We start from the raw sequence: 19,799 nt of genomic DNA, 5'->3' as shown, positions 1-19,799 counted from the left end.
TTAAGAGGAAAAATAATCCCCCTCCCCTGAGGGGAAGGGGTTCGCTTTAATTGGCGGCTACTGATGCAGCCTGTGCATCCTGGATTTTGCGGGCGATATCCTCTGCCTTGCCGCCCATCAGCAGCTCCTGCAGCCCGTTGTTCACCACTTCAACCGTGGCCGAGCCCAGCTTGGAGTCGTAAACCGGAACAATCTTCACACGTTGGATCAGATCGTACAGTTCAACAAACAGCGGATGCGCTTTGCTCTTGTCGAGCTCGATATTGTAGCTGACGAGCGTACTGCTCTCCAAGGTTGCCTTTTGTCCATCTGGACCTGCCAAGGCGTAGAACAGCTTCATCGCCGCTTCTTTCCGGGCTCCGGTCAGCTTCTTGCTAACCCCGAGACCGGTACCTACGACGCCCGAGGTGGTGTCTGGCGCACCTTTGCCTCCCGGGATTGTCGGAACGATGGTGATATGCGTGTTATCCAGCACTTCCGCCGGTGCGTTGTTCACCAGGTTTGCTAATGCCCAGCCGCCGTTTACAACCATTGCGGCATTCCCTTGGAAGTACAGCTGCATCATTTGCGTTTCATCGATACTGTTGAAGCCGTCTTGGAACGCCTTGATTTCACCCAGCTTCTGGAATGTAGTCAGCGCTTCGACAAACTCAGGATCCGTAAACTTCGCGCCGTCTTGATCAACTGCCTTCAAGAACCAGTCGGTACCGGTAATCCGGTCCGCCACGGTGCTAAAGAACGTCGACTGTGCGACCCAGTTCGCTTTGTTGCCCAGCGCGATCGGTATGACGCCGTTGTCGTTAAACGTTTTGACCGCCGTCTCCAGCTCTTCCCACGTTTCCGGTACTTTGACGTTATATTTCTTAAACAGGGCATCGTTGTAGAAAATAAACGAGCTTGGCGCCAGGTTCATCGGCACGGAGTAGATTTTTCCGTCCACGGTGTAGCCGTCCAGCGCATTCGGAATGAAATTGTTCTTCCAATCCGGATTGGCATCCAGCTCGTCATTGATCGGCTGCAGCAAATCGCCCTTCACGAATTCCTTCGTCATGGCGTCCGGCCACATGACGAACAAGTCCGGCATTTCGTCGGCCGCAGCTACCGTCCGCAGCCGAGTCTTTAACCCGTCAGTCGGAAGCCCTTCGTCGATGACTTCAATCTCGGGATGCTGGGCCCGAAAGTCCTCGATAATTTTTCGCATGGCCACCGCTTTCGCGTCTTGGCCTGTCCAGTTATGCCAGATGGAGATGCTTACCTTCTCTCCACCATTATCTCCGCTGCCGGAAGCTTCATTCCCCCCGCCGCAACCAGCTAGCAATACCATCAGCATGGCGGCGCTGCACAATAGTGATATCCATTTTTTCATCTTGTTTGATTCCCCCCTTGCTTTGATTAAACCCATTGTAATGTTAGCGCTCTCAAAACATAAGGAGAAGAATCGCGGCACCAGGGGTGAAAAATTTCGGCACTCCACACTCTCTTATGCTCTTAAATGTTAGCCCCTCATTCGACCTACAATTTCCTCCAGCGCTTTCTCCAGCGTATCGTAATGGAAGGTAAATCCCGCCCGTTGCAGCCGTTCCGGCAACACCCAGCGGCTCTTCAGCACCAGCTCGGTTTCCGTGCGAATGAAACGTGCGCCCAGCTCCAGCAACCAGCGCGGTGCGGGCAGGCCGATCGGAACGCCCATCGCCCGGCGCAGGCTGGCCATCAACTCCCGGTTCGTGACCGGGTTCGGAGCGGATGCGTTAAACACGCCGTCCAGCTCAGGGTGCTCCTGCAGGAACCTGACGATTCGGAACAGGTCCTCCATATGAATCCAGCTAAACTGCTGACGGCCGGATCCTTGAGCACCGCCCAGTCCAAAGCGAACCAGGTTCCGCAAGGGGGCCATGACCCCGCCGTCGTCCAGCACGATGGCGATCCGCAAGGCGATTTGCCTTGTAGCCGGGAGGTCAAAGGCAAAAAAAGCCTCCTCCCACGCCTTCGCAACGTCCACCGAAAATCCCGTGCCGATTTCTCCGCCCTCCTCCGTCATCGGGCGGTCTTCTGCATGCCGGTAAATCGTTGCCGTGCTGGAGTTGATCCATAACGCCGGCGGACGGCGGCAAGCCAGGACGCACTCCCCAAGCTGGCGTGTCGTTTCCGTCCGGGAGTTTAAGATCAGACGCCGGTTCTCCGGCGTATAACGGCAATTTACCGATCTGCCGGCCAAATTGATCAGCAGGTCTGCCCCTTCTAACGCCTCCACAATGGCGCTTTGATCCTCCCAAGGGATATGGGGAGCCTGTCTGGAAATGATCTTTACCTCCGCCCCCAGTTCCCGAAACCGCCTCGCAAACGCCTGTCCAACAAACCCCGTCCCCCCGGCCAATACCACTTTTGGCATGCGTTCCACTCCTTCGCCCTGATATTTTATTTAATTATATCATGGAGGGTAAGGAGGGGATTCCGCCTGGGAGTTGCAAACCGAGTAGGGGTAGGAGATAATTCTTCTAACTAAAGATGAGGAGGATGGCCGGTGGACAAGTTCGGCATGTACGCCAAATTCAAGGCGCAACCCGGGACGCGCGACCAGTTGGTCGACATCTTGTTGGAAGCCGCTGCGGGTGCGGGGGCAGCTCCGGACTGTGAGCTGTATGTAGTAAACGTTTCGGAGACGGAGCCCGAGACCGTGTGGGTCACCGAGGTCTGGAGCAGCAAGGAAGCCCACGACGCCTCACTGCAAGATGAAGCCACGCGGGCAATGATTCAGCGGGCCATGCCGTTGATCGCCGGCGTGGAGTCGATTCCGCTCCGCCCGATGGGCGGGAAAGGCATTAAGTAGCTGTAGAGTTGCAGAGTTTTGTATAGACGCAAAGTCGAATATTCGCAAAGTCACAGAGTTGCAAAATCGCATAGATGCAAAGCCACATACTCGCTTAATGGCATGGCCGCTAGTAGCAGAGTCGCATAGTTGCTGAGTCGTATATTCACATAGCCGAAGTGTCTCAATGTCGCATACCCTGCTAGTCGCAGAGTGACTACTCGCATAATCGCATTGCCAAATCCCCTGCTAGTCGCAGGTGGAATGTAAAAGTGCAGTTCATTTTCGTTATTTTGGCTCGATTTAGGGCGTTCAAATGTAAAAGTGCAGCTTAAATCCGGTAAAAACTCCTCTTTCCACGGATTTGATCCTGAATGAAATGCACTTTTACATTTCAGCCGCTAAAAATAGCCGGTTTCGCGGAAAATCAACTGCACTTTTGCAGTTGACCCGCCGGCGTCAGCTCCAATGGGAAAGCCGCTGAACGCAAAAAATCCCTGCTCCACTCCCGGAACAGGGATTTTCGTCATTAGGCTTGCAGTTCTTTTACGATGCCGCGAATGGCGTCCACGACCGGAGTTACCGGCCGGCCCAGCAAAGCTTCCAGGTCGCCGCTCGGAACGTCCAGCGCACCTTCGCGAATCGCGCTTTGGATGGAGACGAGGAACGGAACCACCGGTTCCGGCACTCCCGCACCGCGCATCGTTTCCGCATAGGCCGCATCGTCAACATGCTGGACGGGAACTTCACGGCCCAGAACTTCACCGATCTTTTTCGCCAGTTCATCATGCGTCAGCACGGGTCCCGACAGCTCATAAATCTTGTTCTCATGGCCGCTGCCAGCCAACACCGTTGCTGCGGCTTGCGCGTAATCCTCACGCGTCGCCCAGCCAACTTTGCCGTCTCCAGCGGAAGTTACAAGCGGGGCTCCTGCCAAAATGCCTTGGATCGTCCCTGTTTCATTTTCGATGTACCAGTTGTTCCGTAAGAAGGCGTACGGAATGCCCGTTTTCGCAATCGCTTCCTCGGTCGCTTTATGGACGGGAGCTAACGCCAACGGGTTCGCTGCAGCATTCACCACACTCGTATAGGCGATGAACTTAACGCCTTCACGTTCTGCTGCCGCGACAGCCGCCAAGTGCTGGCGAGTCCGCGTATCGTTGTCACCCTGCGTGGATACGATAAGCAGCCGTTCCACACCGGCAAAAGCCGTGTCCAGCGAAGCCGGATCATCAAAATCCCCCTGTCGCACGTCCACGCCGCGCTCGCTTAACGCACTAGCTTTCTGGGGATCGCGTACGCTCACTGCCAGCTGTTCTGCTGGCACCGAAGCCAGCAGCGCTTCAACCACCTTGGCGCCGAGTTGCCCCGTCGCCCCTGTCACCAAAATCTTCATCCAAGACTCCTCCTATCAAATGGATTGCCATGCAGTCTACATTCTCACCTGTAACTATTATAGTTACACACCATCGATAAGTCAAAAATATCTTACATGATGAATGGTGCCGGGAACGCGGGATGGGTAGACGAAACGGCCGGCTGCTCGATAACCCTTTACTTACTCCTCTCGCAGCAGCTCCCTTAGCATACCCTCCCGACGATTGACGAACTCCTTCATGATGATATAATGGTCGGTCTCCTCCAGCGTGGTTTTCTTGATCCCGTCCGGCGTGAGCTGATACATGAGACTGTCCGGATAGGCCATAAGGATGGGCGAATGCGTGGAAATGATAAATTGGGAGCGACGTCCGACCAACTCATGGATCCGCGACAACATCGCCATCTGCCGGAACGGAGACAACGCCGCCTCCGGTTCGTCCAAGATGTACAGACCGTACCCGCTGAAGCGGTTCATAAACGCAGCGAAAAATGATTCGCCATGCGACATCGCATGCAGCGATTTCCCGCCATAGGAGTTGCGTATAGGTGGGCCAAAACTGTGTTCCCGGTCCAACCGATCGATTTCCGAAGCCAAGTTATAATAGCTCTCCGCCCGGAAAAAGAAGCCGTCCCGCGGCCGCATCGGCCCCCTTACGGTTCGAAGATACCGATGCAGATCAGAGTGGGTCTCAGCCGTCGCGAAGCTGAAGTTCATCGTGCCGCCTTCCGGGTTAAATCCCAGAGCAACAGCGATGCCCTCCAGCAGCGTGGACTTGCCCATGCCGTTTTCGCCGACGATGTACGTGACTTTCGGGTGGAACTCCAACTGCCCCAGCGACGAGACCGCCGGTAAATGGAAAGGATAGTCGTCAAACGTCGGCACCTCGTCCCGCTGCAACATGATCCGCCGCAGATAGGCGTTCCACTCCATTAGGCGTCGCCCTCCTCTTGTTCTGCGTCCAAGCCGCCGTGGTACAAGCTGTAATAGAATCCGCGCCGCCGCAGCAACTCTTCATGCGAGCCCTGCTCGATCAAACGGCCTTCCTTCAGGACCAGAATCTTGTCAGCCTGACGAATGGTATTCAAACGGTGAGCAATCACGAAGCTGGTTCTTCCTTGCATCAGGCGTTGCAGGCCCTCTTGGATTTTGATCTCCGTTACGGTATCGATGCTGCTGGTCGCCTCGTCCAGCACAAGGATCGAAGGATCCGCCAAAATCGCCCGCGCGATGGCCAGCAGCTGCCGTTGCCCTTGGCTGATGCCGCCGCCGTCTGCGCCAAGCACCTTGTCGTAGCCGCCCGGCATCCGCACGATGAAGGAATGCGCATTCGCCAGCTTGGCGGCCTCCTCCACCTCCGCATCGGTCGCATCGAGACGGCCAAAGCGGATATTCTCGCGGATCGTGCCCTGGAACAGGAACGAATCCTGCAGCACAAACGCCATCTGCGATCGCAGGCTGTCGCGCCGGATCGTGCGGATATCGCGTCCGTCGACCGTGATCGTCCCCCGGGACGGTTCGTAGAAGCGCGAGAGCAGCTGGATCAGCGTCGTTTTGCCGGCCCCCGTCGGCCCGACCAAAGCGATCGTCTCGCCCGGATTCGCGGTAAAGCTGATTCCCTCCAGCGTATCGCCGCCCTCGTTTTTATTTTCTTCATAGGAGAAGTACACATTGGAAAAGACCACCTCGCCCCGAACGGACGACAGCTCCACGGCCCCTTGTTCATCACTGGCTTCGATCTCCTCATCCAGCACCTCAAACACCCGCTCCGCACCGGCGATCGCCGACAGCAGCGTGTTCCACTGGTTCGCGAGGTCGTTCAGCGGTCGGGTAAATTGCCGCGCATACTCAACGAACACAACGATCACCCCAACCGTCACTCCGGCGCTCCCGCGCACGGCCAGTACCCCGCCGATCCCTGCCACGATCGCAAAGCTAAGGTTGTTCAGCCCGTTCATCAGCTTTGGAATGAAGCCGGAAATCGTCTGCGCCCAGAAGCTGGAGCTGCGGATCGCACCGTTACGCTCGCGGAAGCCTTGCAGCACCCGCTGCTCTTGTGAGAACGCCTTGATGATCCGCTGCCCCGACAACGTCTCCTCGATGTAGCCGTTCAGGTTGCCGAGATCCTGCTGGCGCCGCTTGTACAGCGGCCCCGTCCGCTTCGTGATCCAACGCATCCCGGCCATCATCAGCGGCACGACGAGGAACGTCAGCAGCGTCAACAGCGGGCTGAGGTACAGCATGACCGTCAGCGTTCCGACCAGCGTCAGCACGCTGGAGAAAATTTGGATCGCCGAGCTGTTTAGCGTTGAGCTGACGTTGTCCATATCATTGGTCAACCGGCTCATAATCTCGCCCTGTTGGCGCTTGCCGAAGTACGGAATCGGCAGCCGGTGCAGCTGGGCGAACAGCTCGGAACGCATGCGGTACACCGTCTCCTGGGCAATGGTGATCATCCAGATATTTTGTAACCAGGAGGTGAGCGACGACCCTGCAAAGACCAGCGTTAGTCCGATGAGAAACAGCACCCACGGCCGGCCGCTGCCGGCCTCTAAGTACTCATCGATTGCCGCCCCAACCAGATAAGGACCCAACAGCGCTAATCCTGAGCTGAATACAACCATCAGCAGGACCGCGGCCAGCCGGGCTTTGTGAGCAGATAGATAACTCCAAATTCGGCTTAGCGTGCCGGACCAATTCTTCGCTCGCAGTTTGGGCCGTACGCTGCCGGGTCCACCGCCATGGCCGGGCCGGCGAGGCGCAGTCGCCGCAGGAGTTGGATCCTGCCGGGAGCCTCCGCCCTGCTGTGCAACCTGTGATAGTGGATCCAGCTTCGGGTACGGATGCCGGAACGGTTCAGTGAAGGTCTTGAACGGCATGAGCTTCCGCCTCCTTTCCTAGCTGGGATTCGCAAATCCGCCGGTATAATTCCGAATGCTGCAGCAATTCCTCGTGTTTGCCGCTGGCGATCAACCGCCCGTCATCCAGGAGCAGGATCAGATCCGCCGTCATTGTGGAGCTGATCTTCTGCGTCACCAGCAGCGTCGTGCAGGACAAGCGCGAGATCTCCTTCAACAAGGCCGCCTCCGTTCGGACGTCCAGCGCGCTCGTGCTGTCGTCTAGGATGAGGATGGCTGGGCGGCGGACCAAGGCCCGGGCGATCGACAGGCGCTGCTTCTGTCCGCCGGACAGATTCACGCCGCGTTGCCCAAGCCGCGTCTCATAACCCTGCGGCTGCCGCTCGATCGTGTCATGGATCTGCGCCTGCCGGGCTGCAGTCTGGATTTGCTCCAGCGTAGCGTCCTCGCGCCCCCAGGCGATATTTTCCCGGATCGTACCAGAGAATAACATCACTTCCTGCGGCACATAACCGATGGAACGGCGCAGCCGTTTCCGATCCAGCTCGCGAATGTCCGTTCCATCGATGAGGATCGTACCTTCCGTGGGCTCATACATGCCTGGAATCAACTGGACAAGCGATGATTTCCCTGAGCCGGTGGCCCCCAGGATGGCGATTCGCTGTCCCGGCTCCGCCGTAAACGAAATCCGCTCCAGCGCCATCACATCGCGACCCGGGTAGCGGAACGAGACCTCGAGAAATTCAATGCGGCCTTGGATCGGCGCCGCCTCTCCTTCCGCATCTGCACCGCTTGCCCCTCCTGCGCGGCTTTCCCGTTCGCCTACCGGATCGCTCTCCTCCAGCACCTCGCGCACCCGACCGGCGGATGCCGCTCCCCGCGACAAGGAGCTCATGATCCAGGACAACGCGGACAACGCGCCAATCGTACGCAGCGAATAGTTGATCACGGCGACGACTTCACCAACGCTGGCGCCCCCGTCCGCAATCTCGATTCGGCCAAACCACAGCACCGCGATGATCCCGGCGTTCATGATAAACAGCAGGAACGGCATTGTCGTCTCCGTCAGCTTCAAAGCGGCGACCGTGCCCTCCCGCAGCTCGCGGTTGCGCTGCTCAAAGCGCCCAATCTCGTGCGACATCCGGACGAACACGCGGATCAGCCGCATGCCGGTCAAATTTTCCTGGATCAGGCCGTTCACATTATCCGTTCGCCGCTGCACCGTACGAAATAAAGCGGACGCTTTACGGATCATCCACAGGACGAACGCCAGCAAGACGGGAACGGTCAACGTCAGCAGCAGCCCCAGCTTCACATGCACGACCAGCGCCATCACCACACTCCCGACAACAATCAGCGGCACCCGTGACGCAAAGCGCAGGCACATGAAGATCACGTCCTGCAACACCGTAATATCCCCGGTCAGCCGGGTGATCAACGACGAAGCAGCAAATCGGTTAAACACCTCGTACGAAAAAGACTGCACCTTCTCGTACAGCTTGTCGCGCAGATCGTACCCGAAGCCTTGGCTCACATGCGAGGCGAAAAAGGAACTGGCGATCCCGGCGAGAAATGCCGCCAACGCGCTTCCCATCAGCACCCCGCCCCAAATCCAGGCGACGGACACTGCGTGCTGCCGAATCCCGTGGTCGATGATCCGCGAGATGATCAGCGGTTGAACCAGTTCCACTGCCAGCTCAATCAGCAGCATCACTATCGCGGAGATGGCGGCGATGCGGTATTTTTTGAAAATAGCGGTCATGACGGACATCCTGATACCTCCAGTGCGGGTGATTCCGTAAGAATCGCCAATTTGGTGAACTATGTTGTTTTATTATAAATCAGTTGGGAGGGCTTGTGTATTTTTCCAGCGGAAAACAAGCGTACAACACGCTATAGCAAAAAAGCCCTTCCTGTCCGGAATCAACCGGATCTCAGGAAGGGCATGATGTATGCCTTTAGCTTAATTTTGTTCCCCAACGATAAATTGGTAAATGCCGTCCACTTTCTCCTCCGTCAGCTCGCCGCTGTTGTCGAACACAAGAATCGATGAAGACGGGATGTCCCAATTAATCTCCGGCACGAATTGCACGCGGTGCTTAAAATCGTCCCAATGCTCCAGCTTCCACGTATCGCGGTCCGTACAGCGCTCGATAATCCGTTCCTTTTGGGTTTCCATGTCCTTGAGCGTCACGACAACCACCTTCACGTCCACTTCCTTCTTGGTGAGACCCGCCTCTTGAAGCAGCGTTTCGATCCAGTCTTTGTTCTTCAGTTCCGCCGTGAACGGGGAAATCATAAATACGTTTTGGCCGGCCGCCAAATTTTCGATGCAGATGTCCCGCGTCGTATCGTATTCCAGATCACGCAGGTGCTGCTTGTAAAAATCGGAATCCCGGTCGTTCACGTCCAGACCGTTCATCGCCAGAATCTTCTCGACACAGCGGCCGCCCACCGTATCCCGATCCAAAAAAGCCGCCGGCATCCGTCTTGCCAGCTTGCGAGCCACCGTCGTTTTCCCCGTTCCAGCGACTCCTACGAAAAAGACCAATTTCAACATGATGTCCAAAAATCCCCCTTCGACAATTGCGAGCAGATATACCTTTTGTCCTATTGTACGATATTGGATTCTCCGCAATCCAAACATGTGTTGCCGTGATTCTTTTGGTTTGGCTTAAGACTGTTGGCGCAGGCGCGTTTCCCGGGCGAGCTCCTTCACGTTCTCCTCCAGCCGGGTGCGCAGCTCCCCGGCAATATCGAAGCCGCCGGATTCGGTGCGTGCTACCTGGGCGTCCACCGTATACACACCGCCCAAAATATAACGTGCGCCCAACGCGGACAAAACCGGCTTCAGCGCATAATCGATCGTCAGCAGATGCGCCAGACTGCCTCCAATAAAGAGCGGCAGCACGACTTTGCCGGCCAGGCCTTTTTGCGGCACGAGATCAAGGAACGTCTTCAGCACGCCGGTATACGACGCCTGATAGACGGGGCTGGCGACAACCACCGCGTCCGCCGCGGCGACCAGCGCATTCGCTTTGACGATCGCTTCACTTTCAAATTTCGTATGGATCAAATCCTCCGGCGGCAGCTCCACCACGTTCACATGGCTGACTTCGAAGCCCTCACCGCGCAGCAATTCCTCCGTCAACGCAATGACGGCCCCTAGCCGGGAGCCTGGTGTTGGACTGCCGTTAATAATCGTCACTTTCATATCGGATTCTCCCCTTATCTGCGACGGAGGTTCGTTTTCTCGCGAACCCCGGCCATTTGCCTAAATTTTAAAACGATGCTATCAATATTTGCTTGAAAAGTCAATGCAAACCGCGCCGCCGAAGGGCAATCCGGCGGCGGGCGGCATAAAGGCGCAGCGGGTTACAGCGCCTCGATGATATCCCCGGCGATGAGCGACGCCGGGTTACCCTTCCGGGCCGCGGCCGCGCGCTCGCCGGCCTGGCCGTGGAGGTACACGCCGAACGCCGCCGCTTGCACGGCGTCCAGGCCCTGGGCGAGCAGCCCGGCGATCAGGCCGGTCAACACGTCCCCCGAGCCCCCGGTCGCCATGCCGGGGTGCCCGGTGACGTTGACGAACACGCGGCCGTCCGGGGCCGCTACCACGGTGCGCGCGCCTTTCAGCACGAGCGTTACGCCGTGCTGAACCGCATAGCGCCGCGCCAGCCCGATGCGGTCCCGCTGCACCTCGGCCGTGGAGAGGCCGGCCAGCCGGGCCATTTCGCCGGGATGCGGCGTCAGGATCGCCGCCGCGTCCCGGCGAGGCCACGCCGCCGGCGCGCCCGCGGCGGCGAGGATGTTCAGGGCGTCCGCGTCCACAACGAGAGGACGCGGGGCGCCCTCCCAGACGGCGCGCAGGAAGCCGTCCTCGCCCGGGAAGCGGCCCAGCCCCGGGCCGATGGCGAGCACGTCGCGCGCCTCCAGCAGCCGCAGCAGCTCGGACGCCGCTGCGGCGTTCCAGGCGCCGGCTTCGCCGCCGGCCGGCGCCAGCATCAGCTCGGGCACGGCCCCGAGCACCTGCGGCAGCAGCGCCTCCGGCATCGCCCACGTGACGAGGCCGCTGCCGGCGCGGAGCGCGGCTTTGGCGGCCAGCAAGCCGGCGCCGCTCATCGTGAGGCTGCCCGCCGCCAGCAGCACGTGCCCGTACGTGCCCTTGTGGCCGTCGGCCTCGCGCCGCCGCCCCGGGTCCACCCTGAGCTCGCCGCGCAGCGACTCCTCGGTGAGCAGCACCCCGGCTTCCGCCATCCCCGGCGGAAGCGCGCGGGGAATGCCGATATAGCGGACGATCACGTCCCCCGCCGCCTTCGCGCCCGGATACTGCGTCAGCCCCGCCTTCAAGAAGGCGAGACAGACGGTGATCCGGGCCTCTATGCACGGGTCGTGTACCGCGCCGGTATCGGCATCCAGCCCGCTGGGGATGTCGGCTGCCACGATCGGCAGCCGGCTCTCATTCGCCTCCCGAATCAGGGAGGCGTAGGCCCCCCGGGGCGCTCCTTTCGCCCCGGTGCCCAGCAAGGCGTCCACGATCCCCGTCACCCCGCGGGATCGGGCCGCCGCCACCGCGCCGGGCGTGTACACCTCGCCCGGCAGCCCCAGCGCTGCAGCGATCGCATGCTGCAGCGCAGCTTCGCCGCCGAGTCGCTCCGGCTCCTCGGCGTACAGCAGGCTCACCCGAACGCCCGCATCCACCAAATGGCGGGCGCACACCAGGCCGTCGCCACCGTTATTTCCCTTGCCGATGAGAATCAGCCAATGCTCTTCCGGCCACGCTGGCGGGCTGCCCAGATCCCGGTCCAAGCTGTCCGCACCAGCTGGACGCTCGCGGATCGTCTCCTCGGGGCGCTCCGGCAGCCGCCCTTCCCGCCGTTGCCGGCAAAAAAGCAGCACCTCCTCGGCAATCGCCCGCCCGGCGTTCTCCATTAACGCGACCGCCGGAATGCCGATCTGCTCAATCGCATAGCGGTCGACGGCACGCATTTGCTCGGATGTCACGAATTTCACTGGTTCTCCTCCCCCATCTAACCTAGTACCCTACGGTAAAACGGGTGCCGATATAATACGGGTCCTCCGCTTCGTCCAGGAGGGCTGCTGCGTAATCCTCCGCCGTAATCCGGCTGTGATCCCGTTCGTCGACGACCAGACGGTCTAACCCTAAGCGGAACATCCCTGTGCGCTTCCCGGGCTCGATGAGCGCCGGCGGACTTAACACCGTCCACTCCAGGTCCGACGCCCGGTAGAGGTTCAGCGCTTCTTCATGGGCCCGGGCCAACGGCCGCACCTCCTCCGGAAACTCGGGCGTGTCCATGAGCCGCACACCTGGAGCAACTTCCAAGCCGCCTGCTCCGCCCACAGCGATCAGACGGCGGACACCGCCGCGCTTTACGCCTTCAATCAGCGAACGCGTGGCTTCCAGGAGCTCGTCCTCCTCCCCCAAGCGCGGCCCATACGCGCTGATCACAAGGTCTTGTCCTTGAACCAGCCGGGCGATGGAATCGGGGACCAAAATATCCCCTTCCTTCCGTATCAAATGCCCGGCCCTTTTGGAATCCGTCGGAACGAGATCAGTCACCCCCGTTTCGGCCGCCCGCGCCGGATCTCTGACCACTGCCGTCACTTCATGCCCGCGTTGCAGCGCCTCCACCGCGATTCTTTTTCCAATCATGCCCGTTGCGCCAAATAATACGATCTTCATCTATCGGTACGCCCTTTCTTCGCTGTTGGATGCGATTCCCAAGTTTTGCTGCTTACATTATAATCATCCTGCCCCCGCAAGTCCAAAAACAAAAGGGCTTCCCCCGCCGCGCGGTCAGAAAGCCCCAGATTCCCGCTGATTCCCTTAGCCCGCCTTCCCCAAAGCGAAGCTCAGGATCAAGATGATAAACACAATGGCAGTAATAACTACGTACCGGTAGTCCTTCTCCGCCCAGAACAAAAAGAGCGAGACGAACACCCGAAATACCGGCGTCAAAATGAGCAGCAGCAAACCGGTCTGGATGACCGCAACCGACTTCAAGGCCAGCAAGCCGGACATGATCGCGCCAAAGCTGGTAGGGTACGTATCCCCCGGGTATCCGCTGTCGCCCGTGACCAAAAACTGGATGAGCCCAATTACGATCACAGCGGCAGCGAGGATCACGCCAACCCGGAGCATTTTGCTGATGGCCGTCTCAATCTCAAAGGTGCGGTTTTGCGTTGTCTCGTTACGGTCGCCCATGTCAGCCCCTCCATCCTTGATAGATCATTTGAAACGCCACGTACACCATGACCGGGATAAACAGCTTGCGGATCGTTTTACTCTTCATGCGCTGCATCAGGCGTGAACCGACGGTGGCTCCGATCAAAACGCCCAGGGCAACGGGAGCCGAAATCACCGGAATTATGTCCCCGCGGAGCAAATAGATCCCCGCACTGGCCGCCGCCGTAACGCCCATCATAAAATTGCTGGTGGCACTCGACACTTTCAGCGGCATTTTCATAAACACGTCCATCGCCATCACCTTAAAACTCCCGCTGCCAATGCCCAATAGCCCGGAAATGACGCCCGCACCGTACATGACTCCAAAGCCTTCGTACACACGGTCTACGTTATAGGCGACGGTCTTGCCCAGCGCCTTGTCGTAATACTCCCCTTGCAGCCCCAGCTTTTCGGCCACCGGATGCAGCGGAACGTTTTCCGGAACCTCTTGTTTGCTTTTTTTGATCATGGCATAGGCCGAGTAGAGCAGCAGCAAGGCAAAAATAAAATACAAAAACTGCGGGGCTATCCAAGCCCCGATAAATGCTCCGGTAATCGCCCCGACCGTCGTGGCGATCTCCAGAAACATGCCGACCCGCAAATTGGTGATCCGGTCGCGAATGTACGCCACCGCCGATCCGCTTGAAGTGGCGATGACGGAAATGATGCTCGCCCCGATGGCATGGTTGATGTCCACGCCAAACAGCAGCGTCAGCGCAGGGGTCACGATAATTCCGCCGCCCAATCCGAGAATCGAGCCCACGATCCCCGCCAGAATCGCGATCATAAAAATTTCAATTACTGTCGTAGTCAATCCGATGGCATCTCCTTTGCCCTTTACTCACCGGAGGGCTTCACTTGCTGCAAGCCTTCCCCTTGCTCACGCTATCGTTGTCTCCAATACATCCCCAGTCCGCCAGGAGCGGTATATTCGAAGCCGAAACGCCGGTACAACTTGTCTGCCGGCACATCCGCGATCAGGCTGACATAAGTTAAAGGCGGCGCATGTTGCTCCAGGAACCCCATAATTTCGCTCATGATCAATGTGCCTAAGCCCTTTCCCTGAAGATCCGGGCGCACAGCGATGTCCACCACCTGCAAAAAGCAGCCTCCATCTCCCACGACTCTTCCCATCCCCGCTAATCCCGCATCATCGTACAACGAGACGGCGAAGATGGAGTTGCTTAGGCCAATCTCTGCTCCTTCTGCGCTGCGCGGACTCATTCCCGCTAGTTCACGAAGCCTCAGGTAATCCGTAACTTCGGGCGCTTCGTATCTGATCTTCACATCGGCCCCCGATTGTTGTTCATTCATGCCGTTCCCTCCGCCTGCCGTTTTTTTGTGTAAGTTTTCACCAATTTCAAGTATATCATATTTACAAAACTCCTGACTCAAGCTTGAATCCGAACGGCACCTGTGCAATAGTGAAAGGAGGAATATGGAAAGGGTGATCGCCGTGTCACTTTCGGAATGGGTTTCTTGGCTACAGAGCCCTGATCATGCCGCGCTGGCTGCCTTTCTGGCATTGTCTGCGTTCCTTGCACTTTATGTCGCATCGCGCAACAAACTCATTCGGGACGAGCGAATCCGGCTGGATTACATTAACTCGACCTTGGAACGCTATGCGGCAGCTGCGGGGTCGTTGATGTCTGCAACGGAATCATCTTCGTCAACGCTCCCGGACCCCAGCGCCCTGCGGGACAAGCTGCTGGCTTGCCGGGCCGCGCCTTATGTCAGCGAAAATGTGCTCGCGCAAATCTCCGCGTTTACCGAGGATGATGACGCCTCTCGCCTGCCTCTGCTGCTGAGAACCATCGAGCGGGAAAGCGAGACGCTGATCGCCGAACGGGACAAGCTGCTCCGCCAAATGGAAGGTCCTGGCTGGGGAAGCTGGCTATGGCGCATTTTTCGGCCCGTTTTGCCGGGAGTGCTCGCCGCCGCCTTCTTTATCTCACTGCTCTGGTTGTGGCACCTGCTGGACACAAGCCTCTCCAGCGGTGCGGGAAGCGAAAGCGCGCGGGAATTGGCGCTCGACTGGATGCAACTGGCCTCGACCTGGTTTGCGCTGCTCATGCTTTCCTTGGCCGTGATGGGCGGGCGGAACCGGCACGTTAACGCGGTACCGGCCCGGCTGCTAGCGGCCTTGATCGCCGTGCTGGCCGTAGGACATTGGGCCGGTTCTTGGCTTGCCCCATATCTACTCGGGGCACAGCTGCTGCTGTTTCTCGGCGGTTTCCGCCTCAACAGCCGCAAACCGCGGAGGGCGCGTCCGTACGTTGGCCATGATCCGCTGCCGATGACACCCAAGGCTTCAGACGCCGTCTCCTCCGAAGCCGTGCAAGCGCTAAGCCATAAGGGCGACGAAGGCGAAACGACGCAATAAGAAAAAAATCTGAAACGCAAACAACCCCGATTCCTTGAGGCGGACAGGCCTTCTGCCTGACTGCCCGGAATCGGGGTTGTTTTTTGCCTTGGATGATGTTTTCGATGTTATTCGGCTTGTTGTTTTCGTGTTGCTCCTCGTTCTCCATTTTGGATTCAGTCTTTGTGCTCGTTCTGGTTCTGGTTCTTGTGGAGCCTGGCAGCCGCTTAACGCTGTCTAGATTCACGCAAAGGTTTGGCCGTATGACGGGAAGCTCCGGTAGCCCTGGAGGCATTGCCCGGGTTCAACTCGTAACGTCTGCGCTCCGTACGTTCCATTTGCACGATTTGGCCTTCATGGACAACGATGTTCAATGAACCGAATTCCATGCCGCCCAGCAGCTCAGCAATCCGTTCCAGCCAAATTTCATCAACTTGCAATGGTTTCGCCATCCCCCTACCCCTCCCCTGATTTAGGTATATAGGTAAATCAATAGTTCTCGCTGGATCCCAGGCACTTTCGCTAAACAGCCCAGTCAGCGCCCAATCTTGAATTCAGCCGAGCCTTCCGACCACTTGCAACATCCCTACGCCAAGCTCATGCTCAAACGACTGCATGTTTCCACGTTCGTCACACACTTCTAACGGAACCTAGCGCCGCTAATTGTGCTTTTCGCGGGTGTTTCCAATTCTAACGGAACGAGGAGACCTTATTTCGGACGATCTCTGTTCTTTCTCTACTTTTTCTGCCCAATAAGGTCTCTTGGTTCCGTTACAGCGGGAAATGTCCGGGAAATAGGCCAATAAGGGCTTTACGTTCCGTTAGATGCTGAGCCCCACAGGATCTGGCGTGCGCTTGCACAGAATCCAGCCTTCACCCTTCGCGGAACCGCCTCCCCGGAAGCTATCCCCGGCTTCACCCAGAAGGCTCTCCCCGTGCTTCCCCGCTCCATCTCTTCCCAAGGCCAGCCTGCGCAACTGGCGCACCCCTTGTCCCTGGTCTCAACCCTCCCTAATGACGGCTTTGGCGAGTGAACCAGCCTTTGAGCAGCAGGGTCACAAGCGCCAGCAGAAGCAAGAGAGAGGCTACCGCAAAGGACGCGGAAAATTGGTATTCGTTATACAAAATCTCCACGTGCAGCGGCAATGTGTTGGTTTCTCCACGGATGTGGCCCGAGACGACGGAGACAGCGCCGAATTCTCCCATCGCTCGCGCATTACAAAGAACAATTCCGTACAATAAACCCCATTTGATGTTCGGGAGCGTGACCTTCCAGAAGATCCGGAAGCCCCGCGCTCCCAGCGTGATTGCAGCTTCCTCCTCCTGCTGCCCCTGGTCCTCCATCAGCGGAATGAGCTCACGGGCTACAAACGGGAAGGTCACGAACAACGTCGCCAAGATGATGCCTGGCAGAGCAAAAATAATCGAGATATGATGCTCCTCCAGCCACGGTCCGAACCACCCGTGCGAGCCATAGACCAGCACGTAGATCAGACCGCCGATCACCGGCGATACGGCAAACGGCAAGTCGATTAACGTGACCAGCACCTGCTTGCCGCGAAATTTAAATTTGGTGACGGCCCAAGCGGCAGCCACTCCAAAGATGGTATTCAGCGGGACGGTAATCAAAGCGACGAGCAGCGTCAGCCGCAGTGCGGATAATGCATCCGGGTCACGGATGGCTGCTACGTAGACGTCCCAGCCTTTCTTGAGCGCCTCCGTCAGGACGACGGCAAGCGGCAACACGATGAGCCACAGCAGGACCAGTGCGGCCGCCGTGATCAGCACCCACTTGATTACGCCAGAACCCTGCCCCGCCTGCTTCCGCGGAGCCGTTGGCTTGCTTGCTGCTAATGGCACAGAACCGGCCATCCTCTTCCCTCCCTATCGATTGGTGTTCCCGAGCTTGCCTATGCTCACCGGGCAGATAGCATCTCGTGATCGTCAGCTCTCCCCATCGGCAACACTCGTTATCGTGAGTCCGCGCTCTCAATCTCCTACCGCGCGGTCTTGCGAATCCGGCGCTGCAGCGTGTTGATGAGCAGCAGCAGCACAAACGAGATCAGCAGCAGCATCAGCGCAACCGCCGTCGCCCCGGCGTAGTCGAATTGCTCCAGCCTCGACATGATGAGCAACGGGGCGATCTCCGTCTTCATCGGCATGTTGCCGGAGATGAAGACAACGGAGCCGTATTCGCCGATGCCGCGGGCAAACGCGAGCGCAAACCCCGTTAACATCGGGGGCAGCAGCTCCGGCAGCACCACTTGGCGGAAGGTGCGGAAGCGGCTAGCGCCAAGCGTGGCCGCCGCCTCCTCCACTTCGGCATCCAGGTCCTGCAGCACTGGCTGTACGGTGCGCACAACAAACGGGATGCCGATAAACATCAGCGCAAGCGTGATGCCCGCCGGCGTAAACGCGATGCGAATCCCCAGCGGTTCGAACAAGGAACCGATCCAGCCGTTGGCCGAATAGATCGCGGTGAGGGAAACCCCGGCCACCGCCGTCGGAAGGGCAAAAGGAAGGTCGATCATGGCATCAAAAATGTTTTTGCCGGGAAAATCGTACCGGACCAGCACCCAGGCCAGCAGCAGCCCAAGCACCGCATCGATCAATCCGGCCACCGCCGCGGTCACAAAGCTCACTCTGTATGAAGCAAGCACGCGCGGGTCGGTTGCGATATCCCAAAATTTCTCCCAGGTTAGTCCTGTAGAATTCAGCAGCAAGGCGGAAAGCGGGATCAGCACGATCAAGCTGAGGTACAGCACGCTAAATCCCATCGTCAGCCCGAAGCCGGGCAGAACGCCGCGCTTTGCGGTGCTACTGTGCATATTCTTCGCCTCCGATTCGTTACGGTCGGTTCGTATTATTGCGGTACGTAAATTTGGTTAAAGATGCCGCCGTCATTGAAATGCTTCGTTTGGGCTTCTGCCCAGCCGCCAAATTCCTCAATCGTAAACAGCTTGATCTCCGGGAATTTGTCGGCATACTCCGCCTTGACGCTGTCGAGCGTTGGGCGATAGTAATTCTCCGCAGCGATCTTCTGTCCTTCTTCCGAATACAGGTATTTCAAATAAGCCTCGGCGACTTCGCGGTTGCCGTTGGCATCTACGTTTTTGTCGACCACGGCAACCGGCGGTTCAGCCAGTATGCTCTCCGACGGATAGACGATATCGAATTTATCCGGCCCCAGCTCCTGCACGGACAACCAGGCCTCGTTCTCCCAAGCCAGCAGCACGTCGCCGAGTCCACGTTCTACGAACGTCGTAGTAGCGCCGCGCGCCCCGCTGTCGAGAACCGGAACATGCTTGAACAGCTCTTGCACGAACTCCCGTGCTTTAGTTTCATCGTTATTGTTTTGATGCAGGGCATATCCCCATGCCGCCAGGTAATTCCACCGCGCCCCGCCAGAGGTTTGCGGGTTTGGCGTGATCACCTCAACGCCATCCTTGATCAGATCGTTCCAATCCTTGATGTCTTTGGGATTGCCTTTACGAACCAGAAATACGATCGTGGAGGTATAGGGCGAGCTGTTATGCTCGAACTTTTGCTGCCAGCCTTCATTGATCAGCCCGGTTTCCGCAATGGCGTCAATGTCGTATCCCAGCGCCAGGGTAACCACATCGGCTTTCAACCCGTCAATGACAGCCCGGCTTTGCTTGCCCGATCCGCCATGCGACTGTTTAATGGTGACCTTCTGTCCTTTTTCTTTCTCCCAATATGCCGCAAAAGCTTTGTTATAATTTTCGTATAATTCCCGGGTCGGGTCGTAGGATACGTTCAGCAATTCCACCGCTTTGGGCTTCTCCCCGCCGCCGGAATTCCCGGCTGCCGCGCTGGCCGCATCGTTGCCGCCGCTCGTGTTGGACGAGCAAGCCGCCAGGACCCCAACCAATATCAATGCCAGACTCATCAGAACCCCTTGCTTCAACCTTCTGTTCATCGTATCACTCCCCATACTCTTTTCTCGCTTTACTAGGGCAGGGCAGGCATCCACCGTATCAACCACTTGACAACGGAAAACGGAGAAACGCCCCACCCCCTACGGTCAAACCGAGCCACTACCCGTGTCTGCCAAGGCAAGTAGAGCGTTCCTCCGTCCGTACGGTGAGAACATTTTTAATTATTCCTACCTGTTTAGTATGCTATGG

Annotated in this window: 20 protein-coding genes; 2 read left to right on the top strand and 18 right to left on the bottom strand. The window is 58.0% G+C overall.

Going from position 1 to position 19,799, the window contains the following annotated elements:
• Nucleotides 1–46: 46 nt before the first annotated feature.
• Nucleotides 47–1,366, bottom strand: coding sequence for an extracellular solute-binding protein (locus ACL02P_RS20735; RefSeq protein ID WP_036644455.1), 1,320 nt, complete (start codon nt 1,364–1,366; stop codon nt 47–49).
• Between the two features lie 129 nt (nt 1,367–1,495).
• The gene (locus ACL02P_RS20730) at nt 1,496–2,389 is read right to left on the bottom strand and encodes a TIGR01777 family oxidoreductase (protein WP_260071368.1); all 894 of its coding nucleotides are present in this window, start codon (nt 2,387–2,389) and stop codon (nt 1,496–1,498) included.
• A 132-nt stretch (nt 2,390–2,521) separates the two neighbouring features.
• Here ACL02P_RS20730 and ACL02P_RS20725 point away from each other — a divergent pair, with 132 nt between their 5' ends.
• Entirely contained in the window at nt 2,522–2,827 is a 306-nt protein-coding gene (locus ACL02P_RS20725) for a putative quinol monooxygenase (RefSeq protein ID WP_009224014.1), read from the top strand.
• Nucleotides 2,828–3,335: 508 nt separating this feature from the next.
• Here the strand turns inward: ACL02P_RS20725 and ACL02P_RS20720 are convergent.
• The 11 genes from ACL02P_RS20720 to ACL02P_RS20670 all read right to left on the bottom strand — a co-directional run bounded on the left by ACL02P_RS20720 (nt 3,336) and on the right by ACL02P_RS20670 (nt 14,603).
• Nucleotides 3,336–4,202, bottom strand: coding sequence for an SDR family oxidoreductase (locus ACL02P_RS20720; protein WP_412838007.1), 867 nt, complete (start codon nt 4,200–4,202; stop codon nt 3,336–3,338).
• A gap of 162 nt (nt 4,203–4,364) precedes the next feature.
• A complete protein-coding gene (locus ACL02P_RS20715) occupies nt 4,365–5,117 on the bottom strand; it encodes an AAA family ATPase (RefSeq protein WP_412838006.1) in 753 nt (250 codons plus the stop codon).
• Complete coding sequence (locus ACL02P_RS20710; protein WP_412838005.1) at nt 5,117–7,063, bottom strand: ABC transporter ATP-binding protein; 1,947 nt, start codon at nt 7,061–7,063, stop codon at nt 5,117–5,119. The genes ACL02P_RS20715 and ACL02P_RS20710 overlap by 1 nt, the downstream gene beginning before the upstream one ends.
• The gene (locus ACL02P_RS20705) at nt 7,041–8,813 is read right to left on the bottom strand and encodes an ABC transporter ATP-binding protein (RefSeq protein ID WP_323078913.1); all 1,773 of its coding nucleotides are present in this window, start codon (nt 8,811–8,813) and stop codon (nt 7,041–7,043) included. Before ACL02P_RS20705 ends, ACL02P_RS20710 begins: the two co-directional genes overlap by 23 nt.
• Nucleotides 8,814–9,005: 192 nt before the next feature.
• On the bottom strand, nt 9,006–9,602 hold the full coding sequence (locus ACL02P_RS20700) for an AAA family ATPase (RefSeq protein WP_036644450.1): 597 nt from the start codon (nt 9,600–9,602) through the stop codon (nt 9,006–9,008).
• Between the two features lie 114 nt (nt 9,603–9,716).
• Nucleotides 9,717–10,256 (bottom strand): NADPH-dependent FMN reductase, encoded by a 540-nt coding sequence (gene ssuE / locus ACL02P_RS20695; protein WP_009224008.1) that lies wholly within the window; start codon nt 10,254–10,256, stop codon nt 9,717–9,719.
• A gap of 161 nt (nt 10,257–10,417) precedes the next feature.
• Nucleotides 10,418–12,055 (bottom strand): NAD(P)H-hydrate dehydratase, encoded by a 1,638-nt coding sequence (locus ACL02P_RS20690; RefSeq protein ID WP_412838004.1) that lies wholly within the window; start codon nt 12,053–12,055, stop codon nt 10,418–10,420.
• Nucleotides 12,056–12,077: 22 nt separating this feature from the next.
• Entirely contained in the window at nt 12,078–12,746 is a 669-nt protein-coding gene (locus tag ACL02P_RS20685) for an NAD(P)-dependent oxidoreductase (RefSeq protein WP_009224006.1), read from the bottom strand.
• Nucleotides 12,747–12,890: 144 nt separating this feature from the next.
• The gene (locus tag ACL02P_RS20680) at nt 12,891–13,268 is read right to left on the bottom strand and encodes a DUF1634 domain-containing protein (protein WP_009224005.1); all 378 of its coding nucleotides are present in this window, start codon (nt 13,266–13,268) and stop codon (nt 12,891–12,893) included.
• A gap of 1 nt (nt 13,269) precedes the next feature.
• Nucleotides 13,270–14,076, bottom strand: coding sequence for a sulfite exporter TauE/SafE family protein (locus ACL02P_RS20675; RefSeq protein ID WP_412838271.1), 807 nt, complete (start codon nt 14,074–14,076; stop codon nt 13,270–13,272).
• Between the two features lie 98 nt (nt 14,077–14,174).
• Nucleotides 14,175–14,603 (bottom strand): GNAT family N-acetyltransferase, encoded by a 429-nt coding sequence (locus ACL02P_RS20670; RefSeq protein ID WP_009224003.1) that lies wholly within the window; start codon nt 14,601–14,603, stop codon nt 14,175–14,177.
• 124 nt (nt 14,604–14,727) lie between these two features.
• On the opposite strand from ACL02P_RS20670, the gene ACL02P_RS20665 reads away from it, so the two are divergent.
• A complete protein-coding gene (locus tag ACL02P_RS20665; RefSeq protein WP_009224002.1) occupies nt 14,728–15,672 on the top strand; it encodes a hypothetical protein in 945 nt (314 codons plus the stop codon).
• Between the two features lie 206 nt (nt 15,673–15,878).
• Here ACL02P_RS20665 and ACL02P_RS20660 read toward each other — a convergent pair whose 3' ends face one another.
• The 5 genes from ACL02P_RS20660 to ACL02P_RS20640 form a co-directional block, all read right to left on the bottom strand.
• Nucleotides 15,879–16,103: a YezD family protein gene (locus tag ACL02P_RS20660; protein WP_009224001.1), complete on the bottom strand. Its 225-nt coding sequence runs from the start codon at nt 16,101–16,103 to the stop codon at nt 15,879–15,881.
• Between the two features lie 369 nt (nt 16,104–16,472).
• Nucleotides 16,473–16,628 carry a hypothetical protein gene (locus ACL02P_RS20655; RefSeq protein ID WP_157273334.1) on the bottom strand — a complete coding sequence of 52 codons (156 nt, stop codon included), beginning with the start codon at nt 16,626–16,628 and terminating at the stop codon, nt 16,473–16,475.
• A gap of 34 nt (nt 16,629–16,662) precedes the next feature.
• The gene (cysW, locus tag ACL02P_RS20650; RefSeq protein WP_009224000.1) at nt 16,663–17,523 is read right to left on the bottom strand and encodes a sulfate ABC transporter permease subunit CysW; all 861 of its coding nucleotides are present in this window, start codon (nt 17,521–17,523) and stop codon (nt 16,663–16,665) included.
• Nucleotides 17,524–17,648: 125 nt separating this feature from the next.
• A complete protein-coding gene (gene cysT, locus ACL02P_RS20645; RefSeq protein ID WP_009223999.1) occupies nt 17,649–18,479 on the bottom strand; it encodes a sulfate ABC transporter permease subunit CysT in 831 nt (276 codons plus the stop codon).
• A 35-nt stretch (nt 18,480–18,514) separates the two neighbouring features.
• Nucleotides 18,515–19,591, bottom strand: coding sequence for a sulfate ABC transporter substrate-binding protein (locus tag ACL02P_RS20640; RefSeq protein ID WP_412838003.1), 1,077 nt, complete (start codon nt 19,589–19,591; stop codon nt 18,515–18,517).
• Between the last annotated feature and the right edge of the window lie 208 nt (nt 19,592–19,799).

The sequence above is a fragment of the Paenibacillus sp. MB22_1 genome (assembly GCF_047200555.1).
Lineage (GTDB): Bacteria > Bacillota > Bacilli > Paenibacillales > Paenibacillaceae > Fontibacillus > Fontibacillus phoenicis.
Note: the sequence above shows the minus strand (reverse complement) of the source record. Positions and strands in the feature narration are given on the sequence as shown.

What these genes read in the sequence shown, in the direction of transcription:
- ACL02P_RS20660 (WP_009224001.1), bottom strand. Translation starts at nt 16,103, where the DNA reads ATGGCGAAACCATTGCAAGTTGATGAAATTTGGCTGGAACGGATTGCT.
- cysW (WP_009224000.1), bottom strand. Translation starts at nt 17,523, where the DNA reads ATGGCCGGTTCTGTGCCATTAGCAGCAAGCAAGCCAACGGCTCCGCGG.
- ACL02P_RS20640 (WP_412838003.1), bottom strand. Translation starts at nt 19,591, where the DNA reads ATGAACAGAAGGTTGAAGCAAGGGGTTCTGATGAGTCTGGCATTGATA.
- cysT (WP_009223999.1), bottom strand. Translation starts at nt 18,479, where the DNA reads ATGCACAGTAGCACCGCAAAGCGCGGCGTTCTGCCCGGCTTCGGGCTG.
- ssuE (WP_009224008.1), bottom strand. Translation starts at nt 10,256, where the DNA reads ATGAAAGTGACGATTATTAACGGCAGTCCAACACCAGGCTCCCGGCTA.
- ACL02P_RS20685 (WP_009224006.1), bottom strand. Translation starts at nt 12,746, where the DNA reads ATGAAGATCGTATTATTTGGCGCAACGGGCATGATTGGAAAAAGAATC.
- ACL02P_RS20730 (WP_260071368.1), bottom strand. Translation starts at nt 2,389, where the DNA reads ATGCCAAAAGTGGTATTGGCCGGGGGGACGGGGTTTGTTGGACAGGCG.
- ACL02P_RS20735 (WP_036644455.1), bottom strand. Translation starts at nt 1,366, where the DNA reads ATGAAAAAATGGATATCACTATTGTGCAGCGCCGCCATGCTGATGGTA.
- ACL02P_RS20715 (WP_412838006.1), bottom strand. Translation starts at nt 5,117, where the DNA reads ATGGAGTGGAACGCCTATCTGCGGCGGATCATGTTGCAGCGGGACGAG.
- ACL02P_RS20680 (WP_009224005.1), bottom strand. Translation starts at nt 13,268, where the DNA reads ATGGGCGACCGTAACGAGACAACGCAAAACCGCACCTTTGAGATTGAG.
- ACL02P_RS20675 (WP_412838271.1), bottom strand. Translation starts at nt 14,076, where the DNA reads ATGATCGCGATTCTGGCGGGGATCGTGGGCTCGATTCTCGGATTGGGC.
- ACL02P_RS20705 (WP_323078913.1), bottom strand. Translation starts at nt 8,813, where the DNA reads ATGTCCGTCATGACCGCTATTTTCAAAAAATACCGCATCGCCGCCATC.
- ACL02P_RS20720 (WP_412838007.1), bottom strand. Translation starts at nt 4,202, where the DNA reads ATGAAGATTTTGGTGACAGGGGCGACGGGGCAACTCGGCGCCAAGGTG.
- ACL02P_RS20700 (WP_036644450.1), bottom strand. Translation starts at nt 9,602, where the DNA reads ATGTTGAAATTGGTCTTTTTCGTAGGAGTCGCTGGAACGGGGAAAACG.
- ACL02P_RS20670 (WP_009224003.1), bottom strand. Translation starts at nt 14,603, where the DNA reads ATGAATGAACAACAATCGGGGGCCGATGTGAAGATCAGATACGAAGCG.
- ACL02P_RS20665 (WP_009224002.1), top strand. Translation starts at nt 14,728, where the DNA reads ATGGAAAGGGTGATCGCCGTGTCACTTTCGGAATGGGTTTCTTGGCTA.
- ACL02P_RS20710 (WP_412838005.1), bottom strand. Translation starts at nt 7,063, where the DNA reads ATGCCGTTCAAGACCTTCACTGAACCGTTCCGGCATCCGTACCCGAAG.